The sequence below is a fragment of the Cupriavidus sp. WKF15 genome, from assembly GCF_029278605.1.
Lineage (GTDB): Bacteria > Pseudomonadota > Gammaproteobacteria > Burkholderiales > Burkholderiaceae > Cupriavidus.
Map to the genome: position 1 here is coordinate 496454 of NZ_CP119572.1, position 22487 is coordinate 518940.

The 22487-nt window shown below is 63.1% G+C and carries 22 protein-coding genes and 1 other RNA gene; 18 read left to right on the forward strand and 5 right to left on the reverse strand.

From position 1 onward, the window contains the following. The first annotated feature begins 47 nt into the window (after window positions 1–47). Window positions 48–824 (forward strand): enoyl-CoA hydratase, encoded by a 777-nt coding sequence (locus CupriaWKF_RS02375; protein ID WP_276099449.1) that lies wholly within the window; start codon window positions 48–50, stop codon window positions 822–824. 87 nt (window positions 825–911) lie between these two features. On the opposite strand, the gene CupriaWKF_RS02380 is transcribed toward CupriaWKF_RS02375, so the two are convergent. Further along, the gene (locus CupriaWKF_RS02380) at window positions 912–1313 is read right to left on the reverse strand and encodes an acyl-CoA thioesterase (RefSeq protein WP_224082448.1); all 402 of its coding nucleotides are present in this window, start codon (window positions 1311–1313) and stop codon (window positions 912–914) included. A gap of 120 nt (window positions 1314–1433) precedes the next feature. Between CupriaWKF_RS02380 and CupriaWKF_RS02385 the strand changes: the two genes are divergently transcribed. Beyond that, window positions 1434–3323 carry an ABC transporter ATP-binding protein/permease gene (locus tag CupriaWKF_RS02385; RefSeq protein ID WP_276099450.1) on the forward strand — a complete coding sequence of 630 codons (1890 nt, stop codon included), beginning with the start codon at window positions 1434–1436 and terminating at the stop codon, window positions 3321–3323. A gap of 18 nt (window positions 3324–3341) precedes the next feature. On the opposite strand, the gene CupriaWKF_RS02390 is transcribed toward CupriaWKF_RS02385, so the two are convergent. Both CupriaWKF_RS02390 and CupriaWKF_RS02395 read right to left on the reverse strand, forming a co-directional pair. Beyond that, complete coding sequence (locus tag CupriaWKF_RS02390) at window positions 3342–3800, reverse strand: Lrp/AsnC family transcriptional regulator (RefSeq protein ID WP_276099451.1); 459 nt, start codon at window positions 3798–3800, stop codon at window positions 3342–3344. Window positions 3801–3859: 59 nt separating this feature from the next. Further along, a complete protein-coding gene (locus tag CupriaWKF_RS02395; RefSeq protein WP_276099452.1) occupies window positions 3860–4417 on the reverse strand; it encodes a cysteine dioxygenase family protein in 558 nt (185 codons plus the stop codon). Window positions 4418–4627: 210 nt separating this feature from the next. Here CupriaWKF_RS02395 and CupriaWKF_RS02400 point away from each other — a divergent pair, with 210 nt between their 5' ends. From CupriaWKF_RS02400 to CupriaWKF_RS02425, 6 genes are all read left to right on the forward strand, one after another. Next, window positions 4628–5575, forward strand: a complete 948-nt coding sequence (locus CupriaWKF_RS02400; protein WP_276099453.1) for a LysR family transcriptional regulator — start codon at window positions 4628–4630, stop codon at window positions 5573–5575. A 195-nt stretch (window positions 5576–5770) separates the two neighbouring features. After that, a complete protein-coding gene (locus CupriaWKF_RS02405) occupies window positions 5771–7078 on the forward strand; it encodes a Glu/Leu/Phe/Val dehydrogenase (protein ID WP_276099454.1) in 1308 nt (435 codons plus the stop codon). A 254-nt stretch (window positions 7079–7332) separates the two neighbouring features. Continuing rightward, window positions 7333–8232 (forward strand): glutamate/aspartate ABC transporter substrate-binding protein, encoded by a 900-nt coding sequence (locus tag CupriaWKF_RS02410; RefSeq protein WP_276099455.1) that lies wholly within the window; start codon window positions 7333–7335, stop codon window positions 8230–8232. Window positions 8233–8295: 63 nt separating this feature from the next. After that, the gene (locus tag CupriaWKF_RS02415) at window positions 8296–9024 is read left to right on the forward strand and encodes an amino acid ABC transporter permease (RefSeq protein WP_276099456.1); all 729 of its coding nucleotides are present in this window, start codon (window positions 8296–8298) and stop codon (window positions 9022–9024) included. A 9-nt stretch (window positions 9025–9033) separates the two neighbouring features. Next, complete coding sequence (gltK, locus tag CupriaWKF_RS02420) at window positions 9034–9717, forward strand: glutamate/aspartate ABC transporter permease GltK (RefSeq protein WP_276099457.1); 684 nt, start codon at window positions 9034–9036, stop codon at window positions 9715–9717. Continuing rightward, complete coding sequence (locus tag CupriaWKF_RS02425; RefSeq protein WP_276099458.1) at window positions 9714–10448, forward strand: amino acid ABC transporter ATP-binding protein; 735 nt, start codon at window positions 9714–9716, stop codon at window positions 10446–10448. The genes gltK and CupriaWKF_RS02425 overlap by 4 nt, the downstream gene beginning before the upstream one ends. A 74-nt stretch (window positions 10449–10522) precedes the next feature. Here the strand turns inward: CupriaWKF_RS02425 and CupriaWKF_RS02430 are convergent, their stop codons facing one another. Continuing rightward, complete coding sequence (locus CupriaWKF_RS02430) at window positions 10523–11353, reverse strand: class II glutamine amidotransferase (protein ID WP_276099459.1); 831 nt, start codon at window positions 11351–11353, stop codon at window positions 10523–10525. A gap of 132 nt (window positions 11354–11485) precedes the next feature. Here CupriaWKF_RS02430 and CupriaWKF_RS02435 point away from each other — a divergent pair, with 132 nt between their 5' ends. The 5 genes from CupriaWKF_RS02435 (at window position 11486) to rnpB (ending at window position 16180) form a co-directional block, all read left to right on the forward strand. Beyond that, a complete protein-coding gene (locus tag CupriaWKF_RS02435) occupies window positions 11486–12559 on the forward strand; it encodes a tartrate dehydrogenase (protein ID WP_276099460.1) in 1074 nt (357 codons plus the stop codon). Beyond that, window positions 12556–13869, forward strand: coding sequence for a glycerate kinase (locus CupriaWKF_RS02440; RefSeq protein WP_276099461.1), 1314 nt, complete (start codon window positions 12556–12558; stop codon window positions 13867–13869). Before CupriaWKF_RS02435 ends, CupriaWKF_RS02440 begins: the two co-directional genes overlap by 4 nt. A 45-nt stretch (window positions 13870–13914) precedes the next feature. Further along, complete coding sequence (pyrC, locus tag CupriaWKF_RS02445; RefSeq protein ID WP_276099462.1) at window positions 13915–14949, forward strand: dihydroorotase; 1035 nt, start codon at window positions 13915–13917, stop codon at window positions 14947–14949. A gap of 11 nt (window positions 14950–14960) precedes the next feature. Further along, a complete protein-coding gene (locus CupriaWKF_RS02450) occupies window positions 14961–15803 on the forward strand; it encodes a DUF3025 domain-containing protein (protein ID WP_276099463.1) in 843 nt (280 codons plus the stop codon). A gap of 35 nt (window positions 15804–15838) precedes the next feature. Then, an RNA gene (rnpB, locus tag CupriaWKF_RS02455) (RNase P RNA component class A) lies at window positions 15839–16180 on the forward strand. Between the two features lie 52 nt (window positions 16181–16232). Here rnpB and CupriaWKF_RS02460 read toward each other — a convergent pair. After that, window positions 16233–16655 (reverse strand): OsmC family protein, encoded by a 423-nt coding sequence (locus CupriaWKF_RS02460; RefSeq protein WP_276099464.1) that lies wholly within the window; start codon window positions 16653–16655, stop codon window positions 16233–16235. A gap of 739 nt (window positions 16656–17394) precedes the next feature. Between CupriaWKF_RS02460 and rplM the strand changes: the two genes are divergently transcribed. From rplM to erpA, 5 genes are all read left to right on the forward strand, one after another. Further along, complete coding sequence (gene rplM / locus CupriaWKF_RS02465; RefSeq protein WP_010813907.1) at window positions 17395–17823, forward strand: 50S ribosomal protein L13; 429 nt, start codon at window positions 17395–17397, stop codon at window positions 17821–17823. 12 nt (window positions 17824–17835) lie between these two features. Further along, complete coding sequence (gene rpsI / locus CupriaWKF_RS02470; RefSeq protein ID WP_211948825.1) at window positions 17836–18228, forward strand: 30S ribosomal protein S9; 393 nt, start codon at window positions 17836–17838, stop codon at window positions 18226–18228. Between the two features lie 261 nt (window positions 18229–18489). Beyond that, on the forward strand, window positions 18490–18951 hold the full coding sequence (locus CupriaWKF_RS02475; protein WP_276099465.1) for a polymer-forming cytoskeletal protein: 462 nt from the start codon (window positions 18490–18492) through the stop codon (window positions 18949–18951). Between the two features lie 1240 nt (window positions 18952–20191). Next, complete coding sequence (gene ltrA, locus CupriaWKF_RS02480) at window positions 20192–21889, forward strand: group II intron reverse transcriptase/maturase (protein ID WP_276099466.1); 1698 nt, start codon at window positions 20192–20194, stop codon at window positions 21887–21889. A gap of 110 nt (window positions 21890–21999) precedes the next feature. Then, entirely contained in the window at window positions 22000–22368 is a 369-nt protein-coding gene (gene erpA, locus CupriaWKF_RS02485) for an iron-sulfur cluster insertion protein ErpA (protein ID WP_276099467.1), read from the forward strand. Window positions 22369–22487 lie beyond the last annotated feature (119 nt).

Sequence of the window (22487 nt, forward strand, 5' to 3'; positions counted from 1 at the left end):
GAGGGCGGCGTAGTCATTGCAGCAACGCATCACCACGAGAGGCATCCATGAGCATCAGCACCAGCATCGACCACGGCATCCTGACGATCGAATTCGACCGTGCCGAAAAGAAGAACGCCATCACGGCGGCGATGTACCAGGCCATGGCCGACGCGCTGCGCACGGCCGAGGCCGACCCCGCGGTCCGCGTCATCCTGATCCGCGGCAAGGACGAGATCTTCACCGCCGGCAACGACCTGGAAGATTTCATGCAGCGCCCGCCCACCGGCGGCGACGGCGTGGAGCAGGCCCCGGTGTTCCAGTTCCTGGACCAGATCAGCCACGCGAGCAAGCCGGTTGTCGCGGCGGTTAGCGGCGCGGCCGTAGGGGTGGGCACCACGCTGCTGCTGCACTGCGACTTCGTCTATGCATCGGAGACGGCGAAGCTGTCGCTGCCGTTCGCGCAGCTCGGCCTTTGCCCGGAGGCGGCATCGAGCCTGTTGCTGCCGCGCCTGGTCGGCTACCAGCGCGCTGCCGAGAAGCTGATGCTGGGCGAGCCCTTTGGCGCACAGGAAGCACACCAGCTCGGCCTGGTCACGCGCGTGCTGCCGGTGGCGGAGCTGCATGCCTTTGCGCTGCAGCAGGCGCGCAAGCTGGCCGCGCTACCGGCCTCGTCGCTGCGCGAGACCAAGCGGCTGATGAAGGGCAATGACGTGGCGGCCGTGGAAAGAAAGATGGCCGAGGAAGGCGAGGTATTCCGGCGCATGCTGGTGGCGCCGGAGGCGAAGGAGGCGTTCACGGCTTTCTTCGAGAAGCGCAAGCCGGATTTTACGAAGTTCAGCTGACTCGGCGAAGCGGCGAGCCATCCCGATAAGGCTTCTCTACCGGAGGCGTGGCTCCCCTCTCCCGCGAGCGGGAGAGGGGAGAAACCATCAAGTCGGCAATACCCTCGGCTGCCGGCTTTCATCCGTCGCCACATACGTCAGCGTGGCTTCCGTCACCTTGACGATCTCATTGCTGTGCCGCATGCGCTGCGCGTAGACCTCGACCGACACCGTGATCGAGGTGCGGCCGGTTTTCTCGATCTCGGCATAGAAGCTCACCAGGTCGCCGACGAATACCGGGTGCTTGAACAGGAAGGAATTGACCGCAACCGTGGCCACGCGGCCCTGGGCGCGTTCCACCGCGGGGATGGACCCGGCGATATCCACCTGCGCCATGATCCAGCCGCCGAACACGTCGCCATGCACATTGGCGTCGGCGGGCATCGGGACAACGCGAAGGGCGGGACTCTTGCCGGCTGGCAGGGCGGGAACGGTATGGGGCGAATTCATTGCGGGAGACCGGAAAGGGAGGGGAGGAGGGCGGTGCTGCCCCGGCGGCCGCAGCCGGGAGGCGTCCTGCCGGCCGGCGCGATCTCTGCGACAATCGGCCATTGGCCAGAATTCTAACGTATGCGCCGCTATTCCACGACCGCGGAACCGTCCCCCGCACGGCCCGCCACCCTGTTTCCCGGCCAGCGCCCGCCCCGCAGCGACTGGCAGACCGTACGCAACCTGCTGCCCTATGTCTGGCACTACAAGTGGCGCGTGATGCTTGCGCTGGTCTGCCTGGTGGCGGCCAAGGTCGCCAACCTGGGCGTGCCGGTGCTGATGAAGCGGCTGATCGACAGCATGAACATCAGCGCGGGCGACCCGCGCGCGCTGCTGGTGGTGCCGGTCGGGCTGATCGTGGCCTATGGCGTGCTGCGGTTGTCGTCCACGCTGTTCACGGAGTTGCGTGAAATCCTCTTTTCCAAGGTGACGCAAAGCGCGGTACGGGAAATCGCGCTGCAGGTGTTCCGGCATCTGCATGCGCTGTCGCTGCGCTTCCACCTTGACCGGCAGACCGGCGGCATGAGCCGCGATATCGAGCGCGGCACGCGCGGCATCCAGTCACTGATCTCGTACTCCTTGTACAGCATCCTGCCGACGCTGGTGGAAATGGGGCTGGTGCTGGGCTTCTTCGTGCTGCACTACGACATCTGGTTTGCCGCCATCACCGGCTGTGCGCTGGTGAGCTATATCGTCTTCACCATCGTCGTGACCGAGTGGCGCACGCATTTCCGCCGCAAGATGAACGAGCTGGATTCTCGCGCGAACCAGAAAGCCATCGATTCGCTGCTGAACTTCGAGACGGTCAAGTATTTCGGCAATGAGGAGTACGAGGCGCAGCGCTACGACGAGAACCTGCGCAAGTACCGCACCGCGGCGATCCGTTCGCAGAACTCGCTCTCGTTCCTGAACTTCGGGCAGCAGACCATCATCGCGGCAGGGCTGATCCTGATCCTGTGGCGCGCCACAGTGGGCGTGGTGGCGGGCAAGCTGACGCTGGGCGACCTGGTGCTGGTCAACACGCTGATGATCCAGCTATACATCCCGCTGAACTTCCTTGGCGTGATCTACCGCGAGATCAAGCAGGCCACCACCGACATGGACCGCATGTTCGTGCTGCTGGGCACGCACCAGGAGGTGGCCGATACCGCGGGCGCGCAGCCGCTCAAGGTGCAGGGCGCGGAAGTGCGCTTCCGCCACGTGCGTTTTGGCTATGAGTCGAATCGCGTGATCCTGGACGATGTCGATTTCACGATCGCGGCGGGCACGACCACGGCGGTGGTGGGACATAGCGGCTCGGGCAAGTCGACGCTCGCGCGCCTGCTGTTCCGTTTCTATGACGTCAGCGACGGCGCCATCCTGATCGACGGGCAGGACATGCGGCAGGTCACGCAGGACAGCCTGCGCCGCTCGATCGGCATCGTGCCGCAGGACACGGTGCTGTTCAACGACAGCATCTTCTACAACATCGCCTATGGCCGGCCCGATGCCACGCATGACGAAGTCATCGCGGCCGCGCGTGCGGCGCAGATCGACCAGTTCATCCGCGAGCTGCCGCAAGGCTACGACACGCCCGTCGGCGAACGCGGCCTCAAGCTTTCGGGCGGGGAAAAGCAGCGCGTGGCCATTGCCCGCACCTTGCTGAAGAACCCGCCGATCCTGGTCTTCGACGAAGCGACCTCCGCGCTGGACTCGCGCACCGAGCAGGCCATCCAGGCCGAGCTGATGCGGCTCGCGCAGAACCGCACCACGCTGCTGATCGCGCACCGGCTGTCCACCGTGGTCCATGCCGACCAGATCCTGGTGATGGACCGCGGGCGCATCGTCGAACGCGGCACCCATGCCGAGCTGATGCGCGCCGGCGGCCGCTACGCGGAGATGTGGGAGATCCAGGCGCGCAGCGCGGCGCAAGGCGAGACGGTGGCGGACGAACTGGCGATCGATGTCGGCGACGCCACGCAGGATGCCTGAGCGCGATGCATCGGGCCGCTACGCGTAATCGAGCGGCAGCGCGGTGGTGTACTTGATCTGCTCCATCGCAAAGCTGGAACTCACGTCAGCGAGTTCTGCGCCCTGGATCAGTTTCTTGTACACGCGGTCGTAGGCGGCGATATCGGGCACGACCACGCGCAGCAGGTAGTCGGTATCGCCGGCCATGCGATAGAACTCGGTCACTTCGGGAATCGAGGCGACCAGCGCATGGAACTGCTTGAGCCATTTGACGTTGTGCTGGGCGGTTCGGACCGACACGAACACCGTCACGCCCACGTTCAGCTTGCCGGCATCGAGCAGCGCCACGCGCTTGCGGATCAGCCCGGCTTCCTCGAGCTTCTGGATGCGGCGCCAGCACGGTGTGGAGGTCAGGCCGACGCGTTCGCCGATCTCGGCCACTGGCACCGTGGCGTCTTCCTGCAGGATGGCAAGGATCTGTTTGTCGTAGCGGTCCATCGATGTCTGCATGCTTGCGGGAATGGTGGCGGCCCCTCGCGCCGTCCCGGGGCGGCGCGTCAGGCGTCGATGGTGTCAACCAGCAGGTTGACGCCGGTGGCAATGTGGTCCTGGTCGACGCCGTACAAGTGCAGCGACACGGCAACGGTGTCGCTGGCATTGCCCAGCGCATGAATGTGTTGCAGGCCGGCAGGCACGCTGAAGGTGGCGCCGGCCCGGCGTTCGACGCTGCCGGTCTGGGTGGCACTCCGGGTGGAAGGATCCCATTGGTAATGGCGCTCGCTCAGCGTGCCATGCAGCACGCGGTAGGCGCACCAGGTGCGATGCCCGTGCACCGGACTGGACTGCCTGGGACGCCAGACCAGCAGCATGGCCGAGAAGCGTGCGAGCGGATCGGCATAGACCAGGTGGCGCGCATAGGTGTCCGGGCTGCCCAGCAGCGCGCCGGGCGGCAGGCAGGCCAGCAGGGTGTCGGCGTCGGGCAGCCAGGCGTCGATATTGCCGGCCACCATGCGCGCACTGTGCGCGAAGGTTGCCTCCATGCTGTGTGCAAACTGGTCCAGGGGGGCGGCGTGGACGGCGGGCGTGCGGCCGGCGGCGGCTGGACAAGTTGGCATGGCGGGCTCCGTGACGTTCTTGGTATAGGGGAATCATAAAAGCGGTTCCGGAGCAAAGGCATGCATTCTGTCGCTGGATGTGGCAACTTCGTGCAGAGTCATTCCAATAATACATCGATTCGTAGAATGCTATTCCAACCTCATTAAACTTCCAGGAACATCTTCCGCACCCGGTGCCACGGGCGCCCGAGCGGGTGGATAATCCGCGTCATGGAAATCAAATGGCTTGAAGACTTCGTCAGCCTGGCCGAGACCCACAGCTTCTCGCGCTCGGCCGAACTGCGGCATGTCACGCAGCCGGCGTTCTCGCGCCGGATCCAGTCGCTCGAGGCGTGGGTCGGCACGGAGCTGATCGACCGCTCCAGCTACCCGACCAGCCTGACCGCCGCCGGCAAGGTGTTCTACGAGCAGGCACTGGCGATGCTGGCGCAGGTCAGCGAGACGCGCGCGCTGATGCGCGGCCAGCGCTCGTCGAACGCGCAGGTGCTGGAGTTTGCCGTGCCGCACACGCTGTCACTGACCTTCTTCCCCGAATGGCTCAAGGCGCTGGAGCGCAAGATCGGCACGCTGCCGTGCCGGCTGCGCGCGCTCAACGTGCATGACGCGGTGCTGATGCTGGTCGAAGGCGGCTGCGACCTGGTCATGGTCTACCACCATGCGCGCCAGGCGATCCAGCTCGATCCGGCGCGCTACGACATGCTGGTGCTCGGCACCGAGCGGCTATCGCCCTACAGCGTGCCCGATGGCACCGGCAAGCCGCTGTACCGGCTGCCCGGCACGGACAAGAAGCCGGTGCCGTTCCTGAGCTACACGCCCAATGCCTTTCTCGGCCGCATGGTGGACATGCTGCTGGCCGATACCTCGGAAGACCTCAAGCTCGACAAATGCTACGAGACGGACATGGCCGAGGCGCTCAAGGTGATGGCGCTGTCCGGGCACGGCATGGCGTTCCTGCCCGAGAGCGCGGTGCGCGACGACGTGCTCCAGGGCCGGCTGGTGCGAGCGGAGTCGGCGCGCGGCCTGCCGCTGTCCATCGACATGGAAATCCGCCTCTACCGCGAACGGCCAGGCGAAAACGGGAACGACCGGCGCGCCACGGCGGCACGCCGAAAACGGCAACTGGTGGATCAGGTCTGGTCGACGTTGACGGCCGGCTAGGGCAGCCCTCTGGTTTGCACCCCTCTCCCGCACGCGGAAGAGGGAGCAAACCGCCCATATACACGGGTCTTGCGGTGTTGACCGTTCACCATCAACGTTATGCACGTTTTGCATGACCGGATGAGCAAACGGCATTGGATTCCGGTCCCGCGCCACGCCTAAGCTTGCGGGCATTCTCCACCCCGGAACCAACCGATGTCTTCCGTAGCGCAGATCAAAACTGCTGGCCAAAAGCACGCACTTCCGTCTTACCTCAACGCCGACAATCTCGGCCCCTGGGGCATCTACCTGCAACAAGTGGACCGTGTCACGCCCTACCTGGGTTCGCTGGCACGCTGGGTTGAAACGCTGAAGCGCCCCAAGCGCGCGCTGATCGTCGACGTGCCCATCGAGCTGGATAACGGCACCATCGCCCACTACGAGGGCTACCGCGTGCAGCACAACCTGTCGCGCGGCCCGGGCAAGGGCGGCGTGCGCTTCCACCAGGACGTGACGCTGTCGGAAGTCATGGCGCTGTCGGCGTGGATGTCGGTGAAGAACGCCGCGGTGAACGTGCCCTACGGCGGTGCCAAGGGCGGTATCCGCGTGGACCCGCGCACGCTGTCGCACGCCGAGCTGGAGCGCCTGACGCGCCGTTACACCAGTGAAATCAACATCATCATCGGGCCGAGCAAGGACATCCCGGCGCCGGACGTCAACACCAATGCCCAGGTGATGGCGTGGATGATGGACACCTATTCGATGAACTCGGGCAGCACGGCCACCGGCGTCGTGACCGGCAAGCCGATCTCGCTGGGCGGTTCGCTGGGCCGCCACGAGGCAACCGGCCGCGGCGTGTTCGTGGTCGGCTCCGAGGCCGCGCGCAATATCGGCCTGGAGGTCAAGGGCGCGCGCGTGGCGGTGCAGGGCTTCGGCAATGTGGGTGCCGTGGCCGCCAAGCTGTTCCAGGAGGCCGGCGCCAAGGTGGTGGCCGTGCAGGATCACCGCACCACGCTGTACAACCCGGCCGGCCTGGACGTGCCGGCGATGATGGAATATGCCTCGCACAGCGGCACCATCGACGGCTTCCAGGCGGAGGTCATCTCGTCGGAACAATTCTGGCAAGTGGACTGCGACATCCTGATCCCGGCGGCGCTGGAAGGACAGATCACGGCGAAGAACGCGCCCCAGATTCAGGCAAAGCTGATCATCGAAGGTGCAAACGGCCCGACGACGCCCGAAGCGGATGACATCTTGCGCGAGCGCAATATCCTGGTCGCCCCCGACGTGATCGCCAACGCTGGCGGCGTGACCGTGTCGTATTTCGAGTGGGTGCAGGACTTTTCCAGCTTCTTCTGGACGGAAGAGGAGATCAACCAGCGCCTGGTACGGATCATGCAAGAGGCATTCCGCGCGATCTGGCAAGTGGCGCAGGACAACAAGGTGACGCTGCGCACGGCCGCGTTCATCGTGGCCTGTACCCGGATCCTGCAGGCGCGCGAGATGCGCGGCCTGTACCCCTGATCTGACGCGAACGACGTTGCGCCGCGAGCTAGCCTGTTGCGGCGCAGCAACTTCGAAATGATCGTCCGACGCGGCCCGAGGAATTGTCCCCGGGCCGCGTTGTCACATCCGCCGCCAGTGCGCACCTATGCCTTGAATTCGACTTCTAGGAGTAAAACCCAGTTGTCTTGAGTCGGATGCTGCGCAATACTGTTTCATCTGTGGGACATTCGTCATTAGAATCCCGCCTTTCTCTTCCTGGTCAAGGAGATGTTATGAAATTTGCCAAGTTGGCTTCCCTGATGATGGCTGCTGGCCTGGTGTGCGGTTCCGCGCAGGCAGCCGAGCCACTGACGGGCACGCTGAAGAAGATCAAAGACACCGGTGTGATTACGCTTGGCGTGCGCGATTCCTCGATCCCGTTCAACTACAACCTGGGCGGTGTGCGTCAGGTCGGTTATTCCTACGACATCAACATGAAGATCGTGGAAGCCGTCAAGGACCAGCTCAAGATGCCCAACCTGCAGGTGAAGGAAATCCCGATCACTTCGCAGAACCGCATCACGCTGCTGCAGAACGGTACGATCGACATCGAATGCGGCTCGACCACGAACAACCTGGAGCGCCAGAAGCAGGCTTCGTTCACCACCAGCATCTTCATCATCGGCACGCGCATCATGGTGAAGAAGGATGGCGGCATCAAGGACTGGGCTGACCTGAAGGGCAAGAACGTCGTGACCACCGCCGGCACCACGTCCGAGCGCCTGCTGCGCAAGATGAACGATGACCAGAAGCTGGGCATGAACATCATCAGCACCAAGGACCACGGCCAGTCGTTCCTGACGCTGGAATCCGGCCGGGCCGTGGCGTTCATGATGGACGACGCGCTGCTCTACGGCGAGCGCGCCAAGGCCAAGAATCCCGCGGACTGGATCGTGGTCGGCAAGCCGCAATCGCGTGAGTCGTACGGCTGCATGATCCGCAAGGACGATGCGCCGTTCAAGAAGCTGTCCGACACGGTCATCACCGGCCTGATGAAGGACGGCACGATCAACACGATGTATACCAAGTGGTTCATGCAGCCGGTTCCCCCGAAGGGCCTGAACCTGGACTTCCCGCTGTCGGACGACATGAAGGCGCTGTTCAAGAACCCGAACGACAAGGCGCTCGACTGACCTGACAAATACAGGCGTGCGAAACGGAAGGCATGTCCTTCCGTTTCTTTTTGAGGACGCATCATGAACTACAGCTGGCACTGGGGAGTTTTCCTCGAACAGGCCGCCCAGAACGAGACCTACCTGGACTGGATGATTTCCGGCCTGAAGGTAACGGTCGCGCTCGGGCTCTCGTCCTGGGTCATTGCCCTGATCATCGGCTCCGTGCTCGGCGTGCTGCGCACCGTGCCAAACAAATGGCTGTCGGGCTTTGCCGCGGCCTATGTCGAGATCTTCCGCAACATTCCGCTGCTGGTGCAGCTGTTCATCTGGTATTTCGTCGGTCCCGAGCTGCTGCCCGGCGGCGACGCGATCAAGCAGATGAACCCGTTCACCCAGCAGTTCCTGGCAGCCATGCTCTGCCTGGGCACCTTCACCGCGGCCCGGGTCTGCGAGCAGGTGCGTTCGGGCATCAATTCGCTGCCGCGCGGCCAGAAGAACGCCGGCCTGGCGATGGGTTTCACGCTGCCGCAGACCTATCGCTTCGTGCTGCTGCCGATGGCGTTCCGCGTCATCGTGCCGCCGCTGACTTCCGAATTCCTGAACATCTTCAAGAACTCGGCGGTGGCGTCGACGATCGGCCTGCTCGAGCTGGCGGCGCAGGGCCGGCAACTGGTGGACTACACCGCGCGCCCGTATGAGTCGTTCATCGCGGTGACCGTGATGTACGCGCTCATCAATATCGTCGTCATGCTGGTCATGCGCTGGGTCGAGGGCCGCACCCGCGTGCCCGGTTTCATCGGCAGCAAGTAAGGGGGCGCCATGGCATACGAATTCGATTTCAGCTCCATCACCCCCGCCACGCTCGATGTGCTGGGCGAGGGCATGCTGGTCTCGCTCAAGATCACCGTTACGGCCATTGTGGTGGGCATCGTCTGGGGCACCATCCTGGCGATGATGCGCCTGTCGTCCGTCAAGCCGCTCAACTGGTTCGCGCAGGGGTACGTGACCATCTTCCGCTCCATCCCGCTGGTGATGGTGCTGCTGTGGTTCTTCCTGATCATCCCGCAGGTGCTGCAGAACATCTTCAACCTGTCGCCTGCATCGGACCTGCGCATGACCTCGGCGCTGGTGGCGTTCTCGCTGTTCGAGGCGGCCTACTATTCCGAGATCATCCGGGCGGGGATCCAGAGCGTGTCGCGCGGGCAGATGTTCGCCGCGCAGGCGCTGGGCATGACCTACGGGCAGACCATGAAGCTGGTGATCCTGCCGCAGGCGTTCCGCAACATGGTGCCGCTGCTGCTGACGCAGGGCATCATCCTGTTCCAGGATACGTCGCTGGTCTATGTGAGCGCGCTGGCCGACTTCTTTGGCCAGGCCTACGGCGTGGGCGAACGTGATGGCCGCATCGTGGAAATGCTGCTGTTCGCCGGCTTCGTGTATTTTGTTATCTGCTACTCCGTTTCGCTGATGGTCAAGCGTTACCAGAAAAAGGTGGCCCTATGATTGAAATAAACAATGTTTCCAAGTGGTATGGCGCCTTCCAGGTGCTGACCGATTGCACCACCAGGGTTGCCAAGGGCGAGGTCGTGGTGGTCTGCGGGCCGTCGGGCTCGGGCAAGTCGACGCTGATCAAGACCGTCAATGCGCTGGAGCCGTTCCAGAAGGGCGATATCCTCGTGGACGGCACCTCGGTGGGCAACCCGAAGACCAACCTGCCCAAGCTGCGCTCGCGCGTGGGCATGGTGTTCCAGAACTTCGAGCTGTTCCCGCACCTGTCGATTACCGAGAACCTGACCATTGCGCAGATGAAGGTGCTCGGCCGCTCGAAGGACGAGGCCACGGCCAAGGGCCTGAAGTACCTGGAGCGCGTGGGCCTGAAGAGCCAGGCGGCCAAGTACCCGGGCCAGCTCTCGGGCGGCCAGCAGCAGCGCGTGGCGATCGCGCGCGCGCTGTCGATGGACCCGATCTGCATGCTGTTCGACGAGCCGACTTCGGCGCTGGACCCGGAGATGGTCAACGAGGTGCTGGACGTGATGGTGCAGCTCGCGCAGGAAGGCATGACCATGATGTGCGTGACCCACGAAATGGGTTTTGCACGCAAGGTGGCCAACCGCGTGATCTTCATGGACGCGGGCAAGATCGTCGAAGACTGCGCCAAGGAAGAGTTCTTCGGCAATATCGAGCAGCGCTCGGATCGCGCCAAGCAGTTCCTGTCGAAGATCCTGCAGCACTGAAGCGCGCAGCGCGCCGCTACATGGAAAAAAGGGACGCCACGGCGTCCCTTTTTTTTCGGCTGACGCGTCCGGGGTCAGGTGCAGGCCGTATTGGCCGCGTTCTTGGCCTGTACTTCCGGCGGGATCGGCACCGACAGCGTCATCTCCGGGCGTCCGTCGATGAACATGATCAGCTCGCCCGGTTCAAAGGGTGTCCAGGTCTCGTTGTCGGTCAGGGGCTGGGTGGCGATCACCGCGACCCGGTCGTCCGGCGTGGTGACCTGGGCAAAGTCGATCGACAGGTCGGCGTCGATCAGGTGCGCGGTCGAGAACGGCCACTGCCGCACGATGTAGTACAGCCGCGTCGAGCAGTGCGCGAACAGCGCCTGTCCGTTGCACAGCAGGTAATTGAATACGCCGTGCGTGGTGATGTCGCGCGTGATGTCCGCCAGCGCATGGCACAGCTCGTTCAGCGGCGGCTGCGAGCCCGGGAAGCGCTTGCGCAGCCCCTGCATCAGCGTGCAGAAGGCGAGTTCGCTGTCGGTGTCGCCCACGGGCTGGTAGACGCCGGACAGGAACGGCGCGAAGTCCAGCAGGTCGCCGTTGTGCGCGAAGATCCAGTGCCGCCCCCACAGCTCGCGCATGAACGGGTGGCAGTTCTCCAGCAGCACCGTTCCCTGCGTGGCCTTGCGGATGTGCGAAATGACGTTCTTGGACTTGATCGGGTAGCGCTTGATCAGGTCCGCGACGGGCGATGTGCCGGCCGACTGGTTATCGATGAAGAGCCGGCAGGCCTTGTCTTCGAAGAAGGCCACGCCGAAGCCGTCAGCGTGGTGGTCGGTCAGGCCGCCGCGGGCGGCGAAACCGGTGAAGGAGAACGTCACGTCGGTCGGCGTGGCGCAGTTCATGCCTAGCAGCTGGCACATGGCGGGGCACCGGGTCGGCAGGGGGCTGCCGCTTTGCAATAGAATGCATACATTATCACGCGCGCCCGGGCCGCTGCCAAGCGCATGCGCCGTGGCGCCTCCGGCCATCCCGCATCACCGTTCCCGACTGCTATGAGCCAATACAAGATTGCCGTGATTCCTGGAGACGGAATCGGCACGGAAGTCATGCCTGAAGGCATCCGCGTCATGGACGCCGCCGCGCGCAAGTTCGGCATCGATTTCCAGTGGGACCACTTCGATTTTTCCAGCTGCGACTACTACGCCCGCCACGGCAAGATGCTGCCGGACGACTGGTTCGACACGCTGGTGAAGTACGACGCTATCTACTTTGGTGCGGTGGGATGGCCCGATGCCGTGCCCGACCACGTGTCGCTGTGGGGGTCGCTGCTGCAGTTCCGCCGTTCCTTTGACCAGTATGTGAACCTGCGGCCGGTACGGTTGATGCCCGGCATCAAGAGCCCGCTGGCCGACCGCAAGCCCGGCGATATCGATTTCTACGTCGTGCGCGAGAACACCGAGGGCGAGTACTCGAGCATCGGCGGCCGCATGTTCCCGAATACCGAGCGCGAGATCGTGATGCAGGAAACGGTGATGAGCCGGGTCGGAGTCGACCGCATCCTGAAGTTCGCATTCGAGCTGGCGAAGAAGCGCCCGAAACAGCACCTGACCTCGGCCACGAAGTCCAATGGCATCTCGATCACGATGCCTTACTGGGACGAGCGCGTGGAGGCGATGGCGGCGAACTACCCCGGCCTGAAGGTCGACAAGTACCACATCGACATCCTGACCGCGCATTTCGTCCAGCATCCCGACTGGTTCGACGTGGTGGTGGCGAGCAACCTGTTCGGCGACATCCTGTCCGACCTCGGCCCGGCGTGTACCGGCACCATCGGCATCGCGCCGTCCGGCAATATCAATCCGGACCGCACGTATCCGAGCCTGTTCGAGCCGGTGCATGGTTCCGCGCCGGACATTGCCGGACGCGGCGTGGCCAACCCGATCGGCCAGATCTGGTGTGGCGCCATGATGCTGGAGCACCTCGGCCACGACGAGGCCGGCGCGGCGGTGCTGGGTGCGATCGAGAAGGTGCTGTCCGCAGGCCCCGAGCACGCGCCGCTGACGCGCGACATCGGCGGCAAGGCGGGTACCGGGGACCTGGGCCGCGCGATCGCGGAGGCACTGTGAGCGCGGCGGGCGGTTTCGCGGGCGATCCGCGCGCGCTGCTGCTGGAGACCTTCCAGGCTGCAGTGGCGGCGGCGGATCCGCTGAAGATCGTCGCGGGGCACTTGCCGCCGCCGCAGACGGGCGGGCGCACGCTGGTCGTGGGCGCGGGCAAGGCGGCGGCATCGATGGCGCTGGCGGTAGAGCAGGCCTACGCCGGCAAGGCACGGATCGAAGGACTGGTGGTCACTCGCTATGCGCATGGCCTGCCGACCGGGCACGTGCGCGTGATCGAGGCCGGGCATCCGGTGCCGGACGAAGCCGGCGAGCAGGCCGCGGCCGAGATCCTGGCCCGCGTGTCCGCGCTGACACCGCAGGACCGCCTGCTGGTGCTGGTGTCCGGCGGGGGCTCCAGCCTGCTGTCGTTGCCGGCCGAAGGCATCCCGATGGCCGACCTCAAGGCCACGACGAAGGAACTGCTGCGCTGTGGTGCGCCGATCACCGAGATGAATATCGTGCGCAAGCACATCTCGCGCATCCAGGGCGGGCGGCTCGCGCAGGCCAGCCAGGCGCCGGTAACGACGCTGATCGTATCCGACGTGGCTGGCGATGATCCCAGCGCGATTGCGTCAGGACCGACCGTGGCGGACCCGAGCACGTTTGCCGATGCGCTCGATATCCTGCGGCGCTATGGCGCCACCGTCCCGGCAAGCGTGCAGTCGCGCCTGGAACGCGGCGCTCGCGGCGAGGTGCCGGAAACGCCCAAGCCCGGCGATCCGCTGTTCGCGCGCGTCGACAACTTTATGATTGCAACCGCACACGGCAGCCTGCTGGCCGCCGCGGCGCTGTTCCGCGAGCGCGGCATCACCCCGGTGATCCTCGGCGACACGGTGACGGGCGAGGCCCAGGAGGCCGCGCGCGTCTATGCCGCGCTGGTGCGCGAGATTCGCGCGTACAATGCGCCGTTCGCCGCGCCGGTGGCGCTGGTCTCGGGCGGTGAATGCACCGTCACATTGCCGGCCGGCGGCGGCAGCGGCAAGGCGAGGGGCGGGCGTTGTTCGGAATTCCTGCTGTCGCTGGCCATCGAACTGGCAGGCATGGAGGGCGTGCATGCCATCGCGGCCGATACCGACGGCATCGACGGTTCGGAGGACAATGCGGGTGCGCTCGCGGACCCGACCACGCTGGCGCGTGCCGAGGCGGCCGGCGTGCCGGCGCGGCGCCAGCTCGACAAGCATGACGCCTGGGGCCTGTTCGATGCCATCGGCGACCTGGTCGTGACCGGCCCGACGCGCACCAATGTGAACGATTACCGCGCCATCCTGATTCTCTAACTTCCAGACCGCCTGCCGCGCTTGCGGCGGCAGGCCCAGCAAGCCATGACCCAGAAGCTCACCATTACCCGCCCGGACGACTGGCACCTGCACCTGCGCGACGGCGCGGCGCTGGCAGCCGTGCTGCCCGACACGGCGCGCCAGTTCGGCCGCGCCATCATCATGCCGAATCTGAAGCCGCCCGTGACCACGGTGGAACAGGCACAGGCCTACCGCGCCCGCATCCTGGCCGCGCTGCCGGCCGGCATGAGCTTCGAGCCGCTGATGACGCTGTACCTGACCGACAACACCGCTGCCGAGGAAATCGTCGCGGCCAAGGCGAGCGGCTTCGTGCATGGCGTCAAGCTGTATCCGGCCGGCGCCACCACCAACAGCGATGCCGGCGTGACCGACATCCGCCGCTGCTCGGCCGCGCTCGAGGCGATGCAGCGCGTGGGCCTGCCGCTGCAGGTGCACGGCGAAGTGACCGATGGCGACATCGACATCTTCGACCGCGAAGCCGTCTTCATCGACCGCGTCATGACGCCGCTGCGCCGCGACTTCCCGGAACTGAAGGTGGTGTTCGAGCACATCACGACCAAGGATGCGGCCCAGTACGTGCGCGATGCCAGCGGCCCGGTGGGCGCCACCATCACGGCGCACCACCTGCTGTACAACCGCAACGCGATCTTCACCGGCGGCATCCGCCCGCACTACTATTGCCTGCCGGTGCTCAAGCGCGAGATCCACCGCGAGGCGCTGGTCGCCGCGGCAACGTCCGGCAGCGACCGCTTCTTCCTGGGCACCGACAGCGCCCCGCACGCACGCGGCCTGAAGGAACATGCCTGCGGCTGCGCCGGCTGCTACACCGCGCTGCACGCGATGGAACTCTATGCCGAGGCATTCGACGCCGCCGGCGCGCTCGACAAGCTCGAGGCGTTCGCAAGTTTCAACGGTCCCGCGTTCTACGGCCTGCCGCGCAATGCCGGCACCCTGACGCTGGAGCGCGAAGACTGGCAATTGCCGGCCGAGCTGCCCTACGGCGATGCCACGCTGGTGCCGCTGCGCGCCGGTGAAACGCTGCGCTGGAAGGCGCGCTGAAGCGCAGGGCATTGACGGCAGTCCCATCGGCGGCGAACCAGGCGTTCGCCGCTTCTCTTTCGGCGATCGACTGGACACGCCCGTGGTTCCGGCCCTTTGCAGCCGTCGGCGCGGGCCTTGTCACGGCGGTGGCGGATGGCACCGCCTTGCACGCGTGCCTGAACGCGCAGGCTGCCCGGGCAGGGTTGTGTAATATCCGGGGCCTGCCGCTGAATTTCGTCACGCAAGCGGAGTTGCCCGCCGGTGTCGCCTACGAGGCCCATATCCACGCCACCGGTGCGGTGCCGACCCGCGACAATCTCCACGATTTCTTCAATGCGCTGATCTGGCTGCATTTCCCGCGGGTCAAGGCCCGGCTTAACGCGATCCAGGCCGAGGTGATCGGGCGCACAGGCGTTCAGGCTGGCCGAGGCGGCGTGCGTGATGCCGCAACGCTGTTCGACGAGAACGCCGTGCTGTTCCTGAGCGCCGACGCCAGCCTGGAGGCAGTGCTGCGCGGGTTTGGATGGCAGGAGCTGTTTATCCGGCGTCGCCAGGACTGGGACAGCCTGTGCCTGGTGGTGCCATTCGGCCACGCGCTGCTGGAAAAGCTGGTGAATCCATACAAGTCCCTCACGGCCCATGCGTGGCCGCTGGCGCTGCCGCCCTTGTCAGCCGGATTGCCGATGCTCGACGTGGCAGCGACCGCCTCATTGCGGGCTGCCGCCGATGCCGGCACGCTGCGCGGCGGGCGCAGCTTCGCGCCGTTGCCCGTCATGGGCATTCCCGGCTGGTGCGAGGCCAATGCCGATGCAGCGTACTACGCGGACGCGACGGTTTTCCGGCCCGGCCGGCGCCAGCAGCCCGAAGCCTGACCGACGGCCAGCAATGATGTTAGACTTCGGGCCGCAAAGCAGGCCAGACAATCGCTGCTTGCATCGCAAGGTGCAAGGGGAGGAAAGTCCGGACTCCACAGGGCAGGGTGTTGGCTAACAGCCATCCACGGTGACGTGCGGAATAGGGCCACAGAGACGAGTCTTGCCGCCGGGTTCTCCCGGCGGGAAGGGTGAAACGCGGTAACCTCCACCTGGAGCAATCCCAAATAGGCAGGCATCGAGGCGGCCCGCTGAGCCTGCGGGTAGGGAGCTGGAGCCGGCTGGCAACAGACGGCCTAGAGGAATGGTTGTCACATGCCACGCGCCGCAAGGTGCGGTGGCGTGCACAGAATCCGGCTTATCGGCCTGCTTTGCGCTTGTCTTCCTTGTTACCCGGCCAGCATCCGGCTGCCCGGGCATTTGCGCCCGTCAGCCTTCGACGATCTCCATCGTGTGCGTGATCTCCGCGGTCTTGGCGATCATGATCGATGCCGAGCAGTATTTCTCATGCGACAGCTTGATTGCACGCTCGACCGAGGCCGGGTTGAGGTTCTTGCCGGTCACCACGAAGTGGAAATTGATGCGGGTGAAGACTTTGGGATCTTCGCTGGCACGTTCGGCTTCGAGCTTCACGCTGCACCCGCTCACTTCCTGGCGGCCGCGCTTTAGGATCAGGACCACGTCATAGGCGGTGCAGCCGCCGGTACCGAGCAACACCATTTCCATCGGGCGCGGCGCCAGGTTGTGGCCGCCGCCTTCCGGTGCACCATCCATGGCGACAATGTGCCCGCTGCCCGTCTGGGCGACGAAGCTCATGCCCTCGGCGCCCATCCATGTCACTTTGCATTCCATTTTGTTCGTTCCTGTCGTCTGAGTTGTCTGTTTCCGGTCACAACCGCGTGATCTCGAATCTTGCTTTTTCCAGCATACGACATCGTAAAGTCTGTTGGTCGGATGCCGATAACCCTCAAAGAACCGAGGGTTTCTTCTAATATGTCAGTTCAATGACAGTCGCATTAGTGTATCAACTGACTGATTTTAAAGAGGAAAGACAATCTTGCCCTAGGATGCATTGCATCCCGCAATGTGAAATTGCGTTTCGCAGTGCAAATTTCGCTTGCATCAGGGATTACCCCATGTATAATTCCAATCATTGAACGACGGCGCAGACAGCGCGCCAGAGTGCGAAAGCGAAGCTACCGGCCAAGCCCTCCGCACCGCCCGCATGAAACACCGTCGATCTCCAAGTGTCTCCTCCACCCTCCTCCTTTGGTGGATTCAAACCCAAGCCCAACCGGCTTGGGTTTTTTTTCGTCCGAACACGGCAAGTGCGTCAAGGGCCTCAGTCAGGCTCGCTGCCGGCAGCGTAGTGGTGATCTTGACGAAATCCCTTGACTTTGCTTGTGTCCAGCTCGCGTCCGACAGTATAATCTACGGCTTTTCCGCCATGCCCGCGGGAAGAGAAGTAGGGAGAGCCTGCGAAGACAAGCAGGAAGGCCAGGTCCACAGGGCCGGCCGACGAGACTTGCAGGGGCGAGTACAAGCCTTCGCGAGTCAGTATCGGGCAGTTCTCTAATAGTCAGGAAAAATCATGAAGACCTTTTCCGCCAAGCCTCATGAGGTAAAGCGCGACTGGTACGTGATTGACGCGACGGACAAAGTCCTCGGCCGTGTCGCCAGCGAAGTGGCACGCCGTCTGCGCGGCAAGCACAAGCCGGAATTCACTCCGCACGTCGACACCGGTGATTACATCATCATCGTCAACGCAGCCAAGCTGCGTGTCACGGGTACCAAGGAAACGGACAAGAAGTACTATCGCCATTCGGGTTACCCGGGCGGTATCTACGAAACGACGTTTGGCAAGATGCAGCAGCGCTTCCCGGGCCGTGCCCTGGAGAAGGCTGTCAAGGGCATGCTGCCGAAGGGTCCGCTGGGCTACGCGATGATCAAGAAGCTGAAGGTTTACGCCGAAGCAGAGCATCCGCACGAAGCGCAGCAGCCCAAGGCGCTGGAAATCTAAGGAGGCCAATCCATGATCGGTAATTGGAATTACGGTACTGGCCGCCGCAAGAGCGCCGTGGCACGTGTCTTCATCAAGTCGGGCAAGGGCGACATCGTCGTCAACGGCAAGCCCATCAAGGAATACTTCGCTCGCGAAACTTCCCTGATGATCGTGCGCCAGCCGCTGGAACTGACCGAGCACGCCGAAACGTTCGACATCAAGGTCAACGTTACCGGCGGCGGTGAAACCGGCCAGGCCGGTGCCGTCCGTCACGGCATCACCCGCGCCCTGATCGACTACGATGCAACGCTGAAGTCGGCCCTGTCGAAGGCTGGCTACGTCACGCGTGATGCACGTGAAGTCGAGCGTAAGAAGGTCGGTCTGCACAAGGCACGTCGCCGCAAGCAGTTCTCGAAGCGCTGATGTGCATTCGCCGGTCCGGCCTTGCCGGATCGCGCGGAGCAAGAAAAAACCGCACGCTGGTCGTGCGGTTTTTTTCGTCTGCTTCCCGTCCATAGGCGGAGGCGCGGCCTTTACAGCCGAGGCATCTCCTGTATGCGAAAAAGTCACAATTTCATCTCCCTACCTTGGTGGGGTAATGGCTCGCCGCGGATACAATCTCGCCCGTATTGCGGAGCAACGCTTCGGCATGCTGGCCGGCTGAATCCAATCAAGGAGTGAGGGATGTTGTTTTCCAGGAAGAAGGGACTCTCGATCGATACGCTGATCAGTGAAGGCACAGCCATCGATGGCGATCTGGTGTTCTCGGGCGGCTTGCGCCTCGATGGCCGGGTGCGCGGCAATATCCGCGCCGCGGCGGATCTGCCAAGCATGCTGGTGATCAGCGAAAAAGGCGCGGTGGAAGGCGAGATCACTGTCGGGCATCTGGTCCTTAACGGCACAGTAAAGGGTCCCGTCCACGCAAGCGAACTGCTCGAGCTCCAGCCGCACGCCCGCGTGCTCGGTGAGGTGCGCTACGCGGCGCTCGAGATGCACCAGGGCGCTCTGGTGGAAGGGCGTCTCGTACCGCTCGGCCAGGAAGAGGTCAAGGCGCTTCCCAATCTGGTGGCCTCTGAACAGGCGGACGGCGACGCTGAAGACGCGGATACCGCGGTCGAACTGGCTGAGGTCGGTAAAGTGGCTTGAATGCCACGTGCAATTCCCTGCCAGAAGCCCTTGAAAACCAAGGGTTTCGGCACGATTTCCCAGTAGCGCTTAGAATACAGGCGTATCGTGCGACACGCACTATCGTGTCCGGGCAGCTCCAACGTAAGGAGCATTGACCTTGTTGGGACACGGAAAGGCTTCGGCCAGACCGTCCAATCCCAACCAATTTCTTGCTTAGACGAACCCAGCCGAACAGCCAGGGGGAGTCCGATGTGCTGTGGGAGCCGGAATATCGGCTACCTGCGGCTTGCTTTCTGCTGGATGAATTTCCAGCCATTGCCCAAGGGCGGGGACGCTCGCCTTTGGGCGAGTTTCTTTGTAAACGCACCCTCTACGGAGGGTGCGGGCGGTTGCGCAACGTCAGTTTGGTTGCGAACCCGCTACACGGCATTTAAACCGACCCCCAGTTGGGTCGGCGCTGTACGCCTTGGGACGGAGGTCTGCGCTCGAAAGAGCCCACCCACCGTCAAGCGCTCGCCAATATGGGAGCACATAAAGTAGGAAGTGAGGTCCCGGAGCGGAAGCTCTGCGCGTTATGGTTCAGTCGAACGCGCCCGCAAGGGTGTTTCGATCGAGAACCTGCTATGCGACTAGCAGTAGCCTAGGGGGACATGCGTCACTGGTTAACGGTGAGGTGTGAAGCTCCCCTGACAATGTTTCCCCCGCAAGGGTGTCGTCTGGTTGTGAGACTGGACGGCAGAGACTCCGAGCAGCAATTGGGGTTGAGGAGCTAGGCTGGCTGGTATGGGCAACATATGTGAACTGCTGGTAAACGTCGTCAGTATTGAGATGCCAAAGCTGCTGATAGGCATCAACCAAAAGGTGTGCGGTTGGTTGTTCCGCTGGTACGCCGGAACACGTCGCCATACAACCGCCGGCGGAAAGGCAGGCCCTAACCCAGTCGTGTAATGCGTAGGGAACGTGGTAAGCCCGTATGGCTGCCGGAGCGCAGTTTGGCTCAGGCAGGCGAACCGCAAGGAACGCTGTTGGCTGTGCGGGTATGGGAGGTTGGAGAAAGCGAATGCCGGGCTGTAATGGCTCGGATAGGGATTGAAACATCATCCCACGCGAAAGCGGGCAGACTTCCAACTGGTCAATCGTCGCAGGACGGCTGACTAATCTCGCTTGTTTAAATTTTCTTCCCTTGAGGGGCAACACGTCCCTCAAGGGGCGTGCTGTCTCTTGATGTTGGGGAAGATCCTCAAGATAGGAGAGCAGCATGGAAGCATTGATCCGCAAGGATGAATCTGCGCTCTCCGGCGTGCCGCAAACCTGGGGTGCCATTGATTGGCGCCGCGTGGAGCGTAACGTCCGAGAGATGCAGATTCGAATTGCGAAGGCAACACAGGAAGGGGACTGGCGTAGGGTGAAAGCCTTGCAACGGTCTCTGACCCGCTCGTTTTCTGCCAAAGCATCGGCAGTCAAGCGAGTGACGGAGAACCAAGGTAAGCGAACGGCAGGCGTCGATCGCGTACTGTGGGACTCGCCTGAAGCCCGGTGGGAAGCCATCGGGCGGTTGAAGCGCCGGGGATATACGCCTTTGCCATTACGGAGGGTTTTCATCCCCAAGGCCAACGGGAAGGAGCGCCCTCTGGGCATTCCGACCATGTTGGACCGAGCCATGCAAGCGCTGTATCTGCTGGCGCTGGAGCCGGTGTCCGAAGGGACGAGCGATCCGAATTCGTATGGGTTCCGGATCAATCGATCTACAGCGGATGCCATGTCCCAGCTATTCCTCAACCTGTCCAGAAAGGCCTCGGCCCAATGGATCTTGGAAGCGGATATCAAAGGCTGCTTTGACCATATCAGCCACGACTGGCTGGAGCGCAATGTCCCAATGGACAAAGCAATCCTTCGGAAGTGGCTGAAGGCTGGCGTGGTATTTCAGGGCCAGCTTCAGGCGACCGTAGCCGGAACACCGCAGGGGGGCATCATTTCCCCCACTCTGGCAAACGTTGCGCTGAACGGGTTGGAACGGCAGTTGGTTAAGTCTCTCGAGACTAAGCTGGGTGTCGTCAACACGAAGAAGCTGAAAGTGAATGTAGTGCGCTACGCGGACGACTTCGTGATCACTGGCAGTACGCCGGAGATACTAGAAAGCGAAGTGAAGCCGTGGGTAGAGCAGTTCCTGGCAGTACGGGGACTGACGCTATCGACGGAGAAAACGCGGATCGTCAATATCGCTGACGGCTTTGACTTCCTTGGGTGGAATTTCCGGAAATATTCGGGAACGCTGCTCATCAAGCCGAGCAAGAAGAACGTGCAAACGTTCTATAGCAAGGTGAAAGGGGTCATCAGTGCCAACAAGACGGCGAAGCAGGTGAGCATCATCAACTTGCTGAACCCGATGCTGAGAGGCTGGGCGCAGTATCACAGCCCGGTGGTTGCGAAGGCCACGTTCAACCGCTTGGAGTACGCAGTATCCAAGGCTCTATGGCGGTGGGCGAAACGGCGACATCCACAGAAGGCCACCGATTGGGTGCGGAAGAAGTACTACGCACCAGTCGGGGATCGGAGTTGGGTGTTTGGGACCACGATCGTGGATGACGACGGCAATGGCCGATGGGTGGGGCTTTATTCCCTTGCGGGTACGCCTATCCAAAGGCACAAGAAGGTTCGAGGGGACTATCACCCCTTCGATCCAGCGCAGGAAAGATACGGCGAAATGCTGCGTCAGGAGCGCATGTTAAACAACATGTCGCACCGGAAGCAGTGGATTAAGCTCTACATTTCCCAGCGGGGCTTGTGTGCGGTGTGTGAGTGCAGGATCACCAAAGAGACAGGATGGGAGGACCATCACATCGAGTACCGTACACACGGAGGCTCGGACGCTCTAGGGAATCGTGTGTTGCTACACCCTGATTGCCACAAGCAAGTTCACCACCACGGCAGACCCGTAGTGAAACCGGTACAATAAACAGTACTTTGAAAGGCTTGAGCCGTATGCGGGAAAACTCGCACGTACGGTTCTTAGGGGGGGATGGGTCAGCAATGACCTGTCCCTACCCAACTAATCAGGAGAACCCCATGAACGCAGTCGCAGAGGCACCCGCAACCGAGGACGTGCCGGCACCGTTCGTCTTTACCGACAGCGCCGCCGACAAGGTCAAGCAGTTGATCGAGGAAGAGGGCAATGCCGAGCTGAAGCTGCGCGTGTTCGTGCAGGGCGGCGGCTGCTCAGGCTTCCAGTATGGCTTCACGTTCGACGAGGAAGTCAACGAAGACGACACCACCATGGTCAAGAACGGCGTCACCCTGTTGATCGACTCGATGAGCTACCAGTATCTGGTCGGCGCCGAGATCGACTACAAGGAAGACATCAATGGCGCGCAGTTCGTGATCAAGAACCCGAACGCCACGACCACCTGCGGTTGCGGCTCGTCGTTCTCGGTCTGAGGTAAGAGGCTTCGGCAGAAAGGCGCACCTTCGGGTGCGTTTTTTTTGGGGTTCTTCGGCGGAATGCGGGGAATGGGGGGATGGGTTGTCGTGCTTGGCATGCGCCGCTGTTTCGCCGG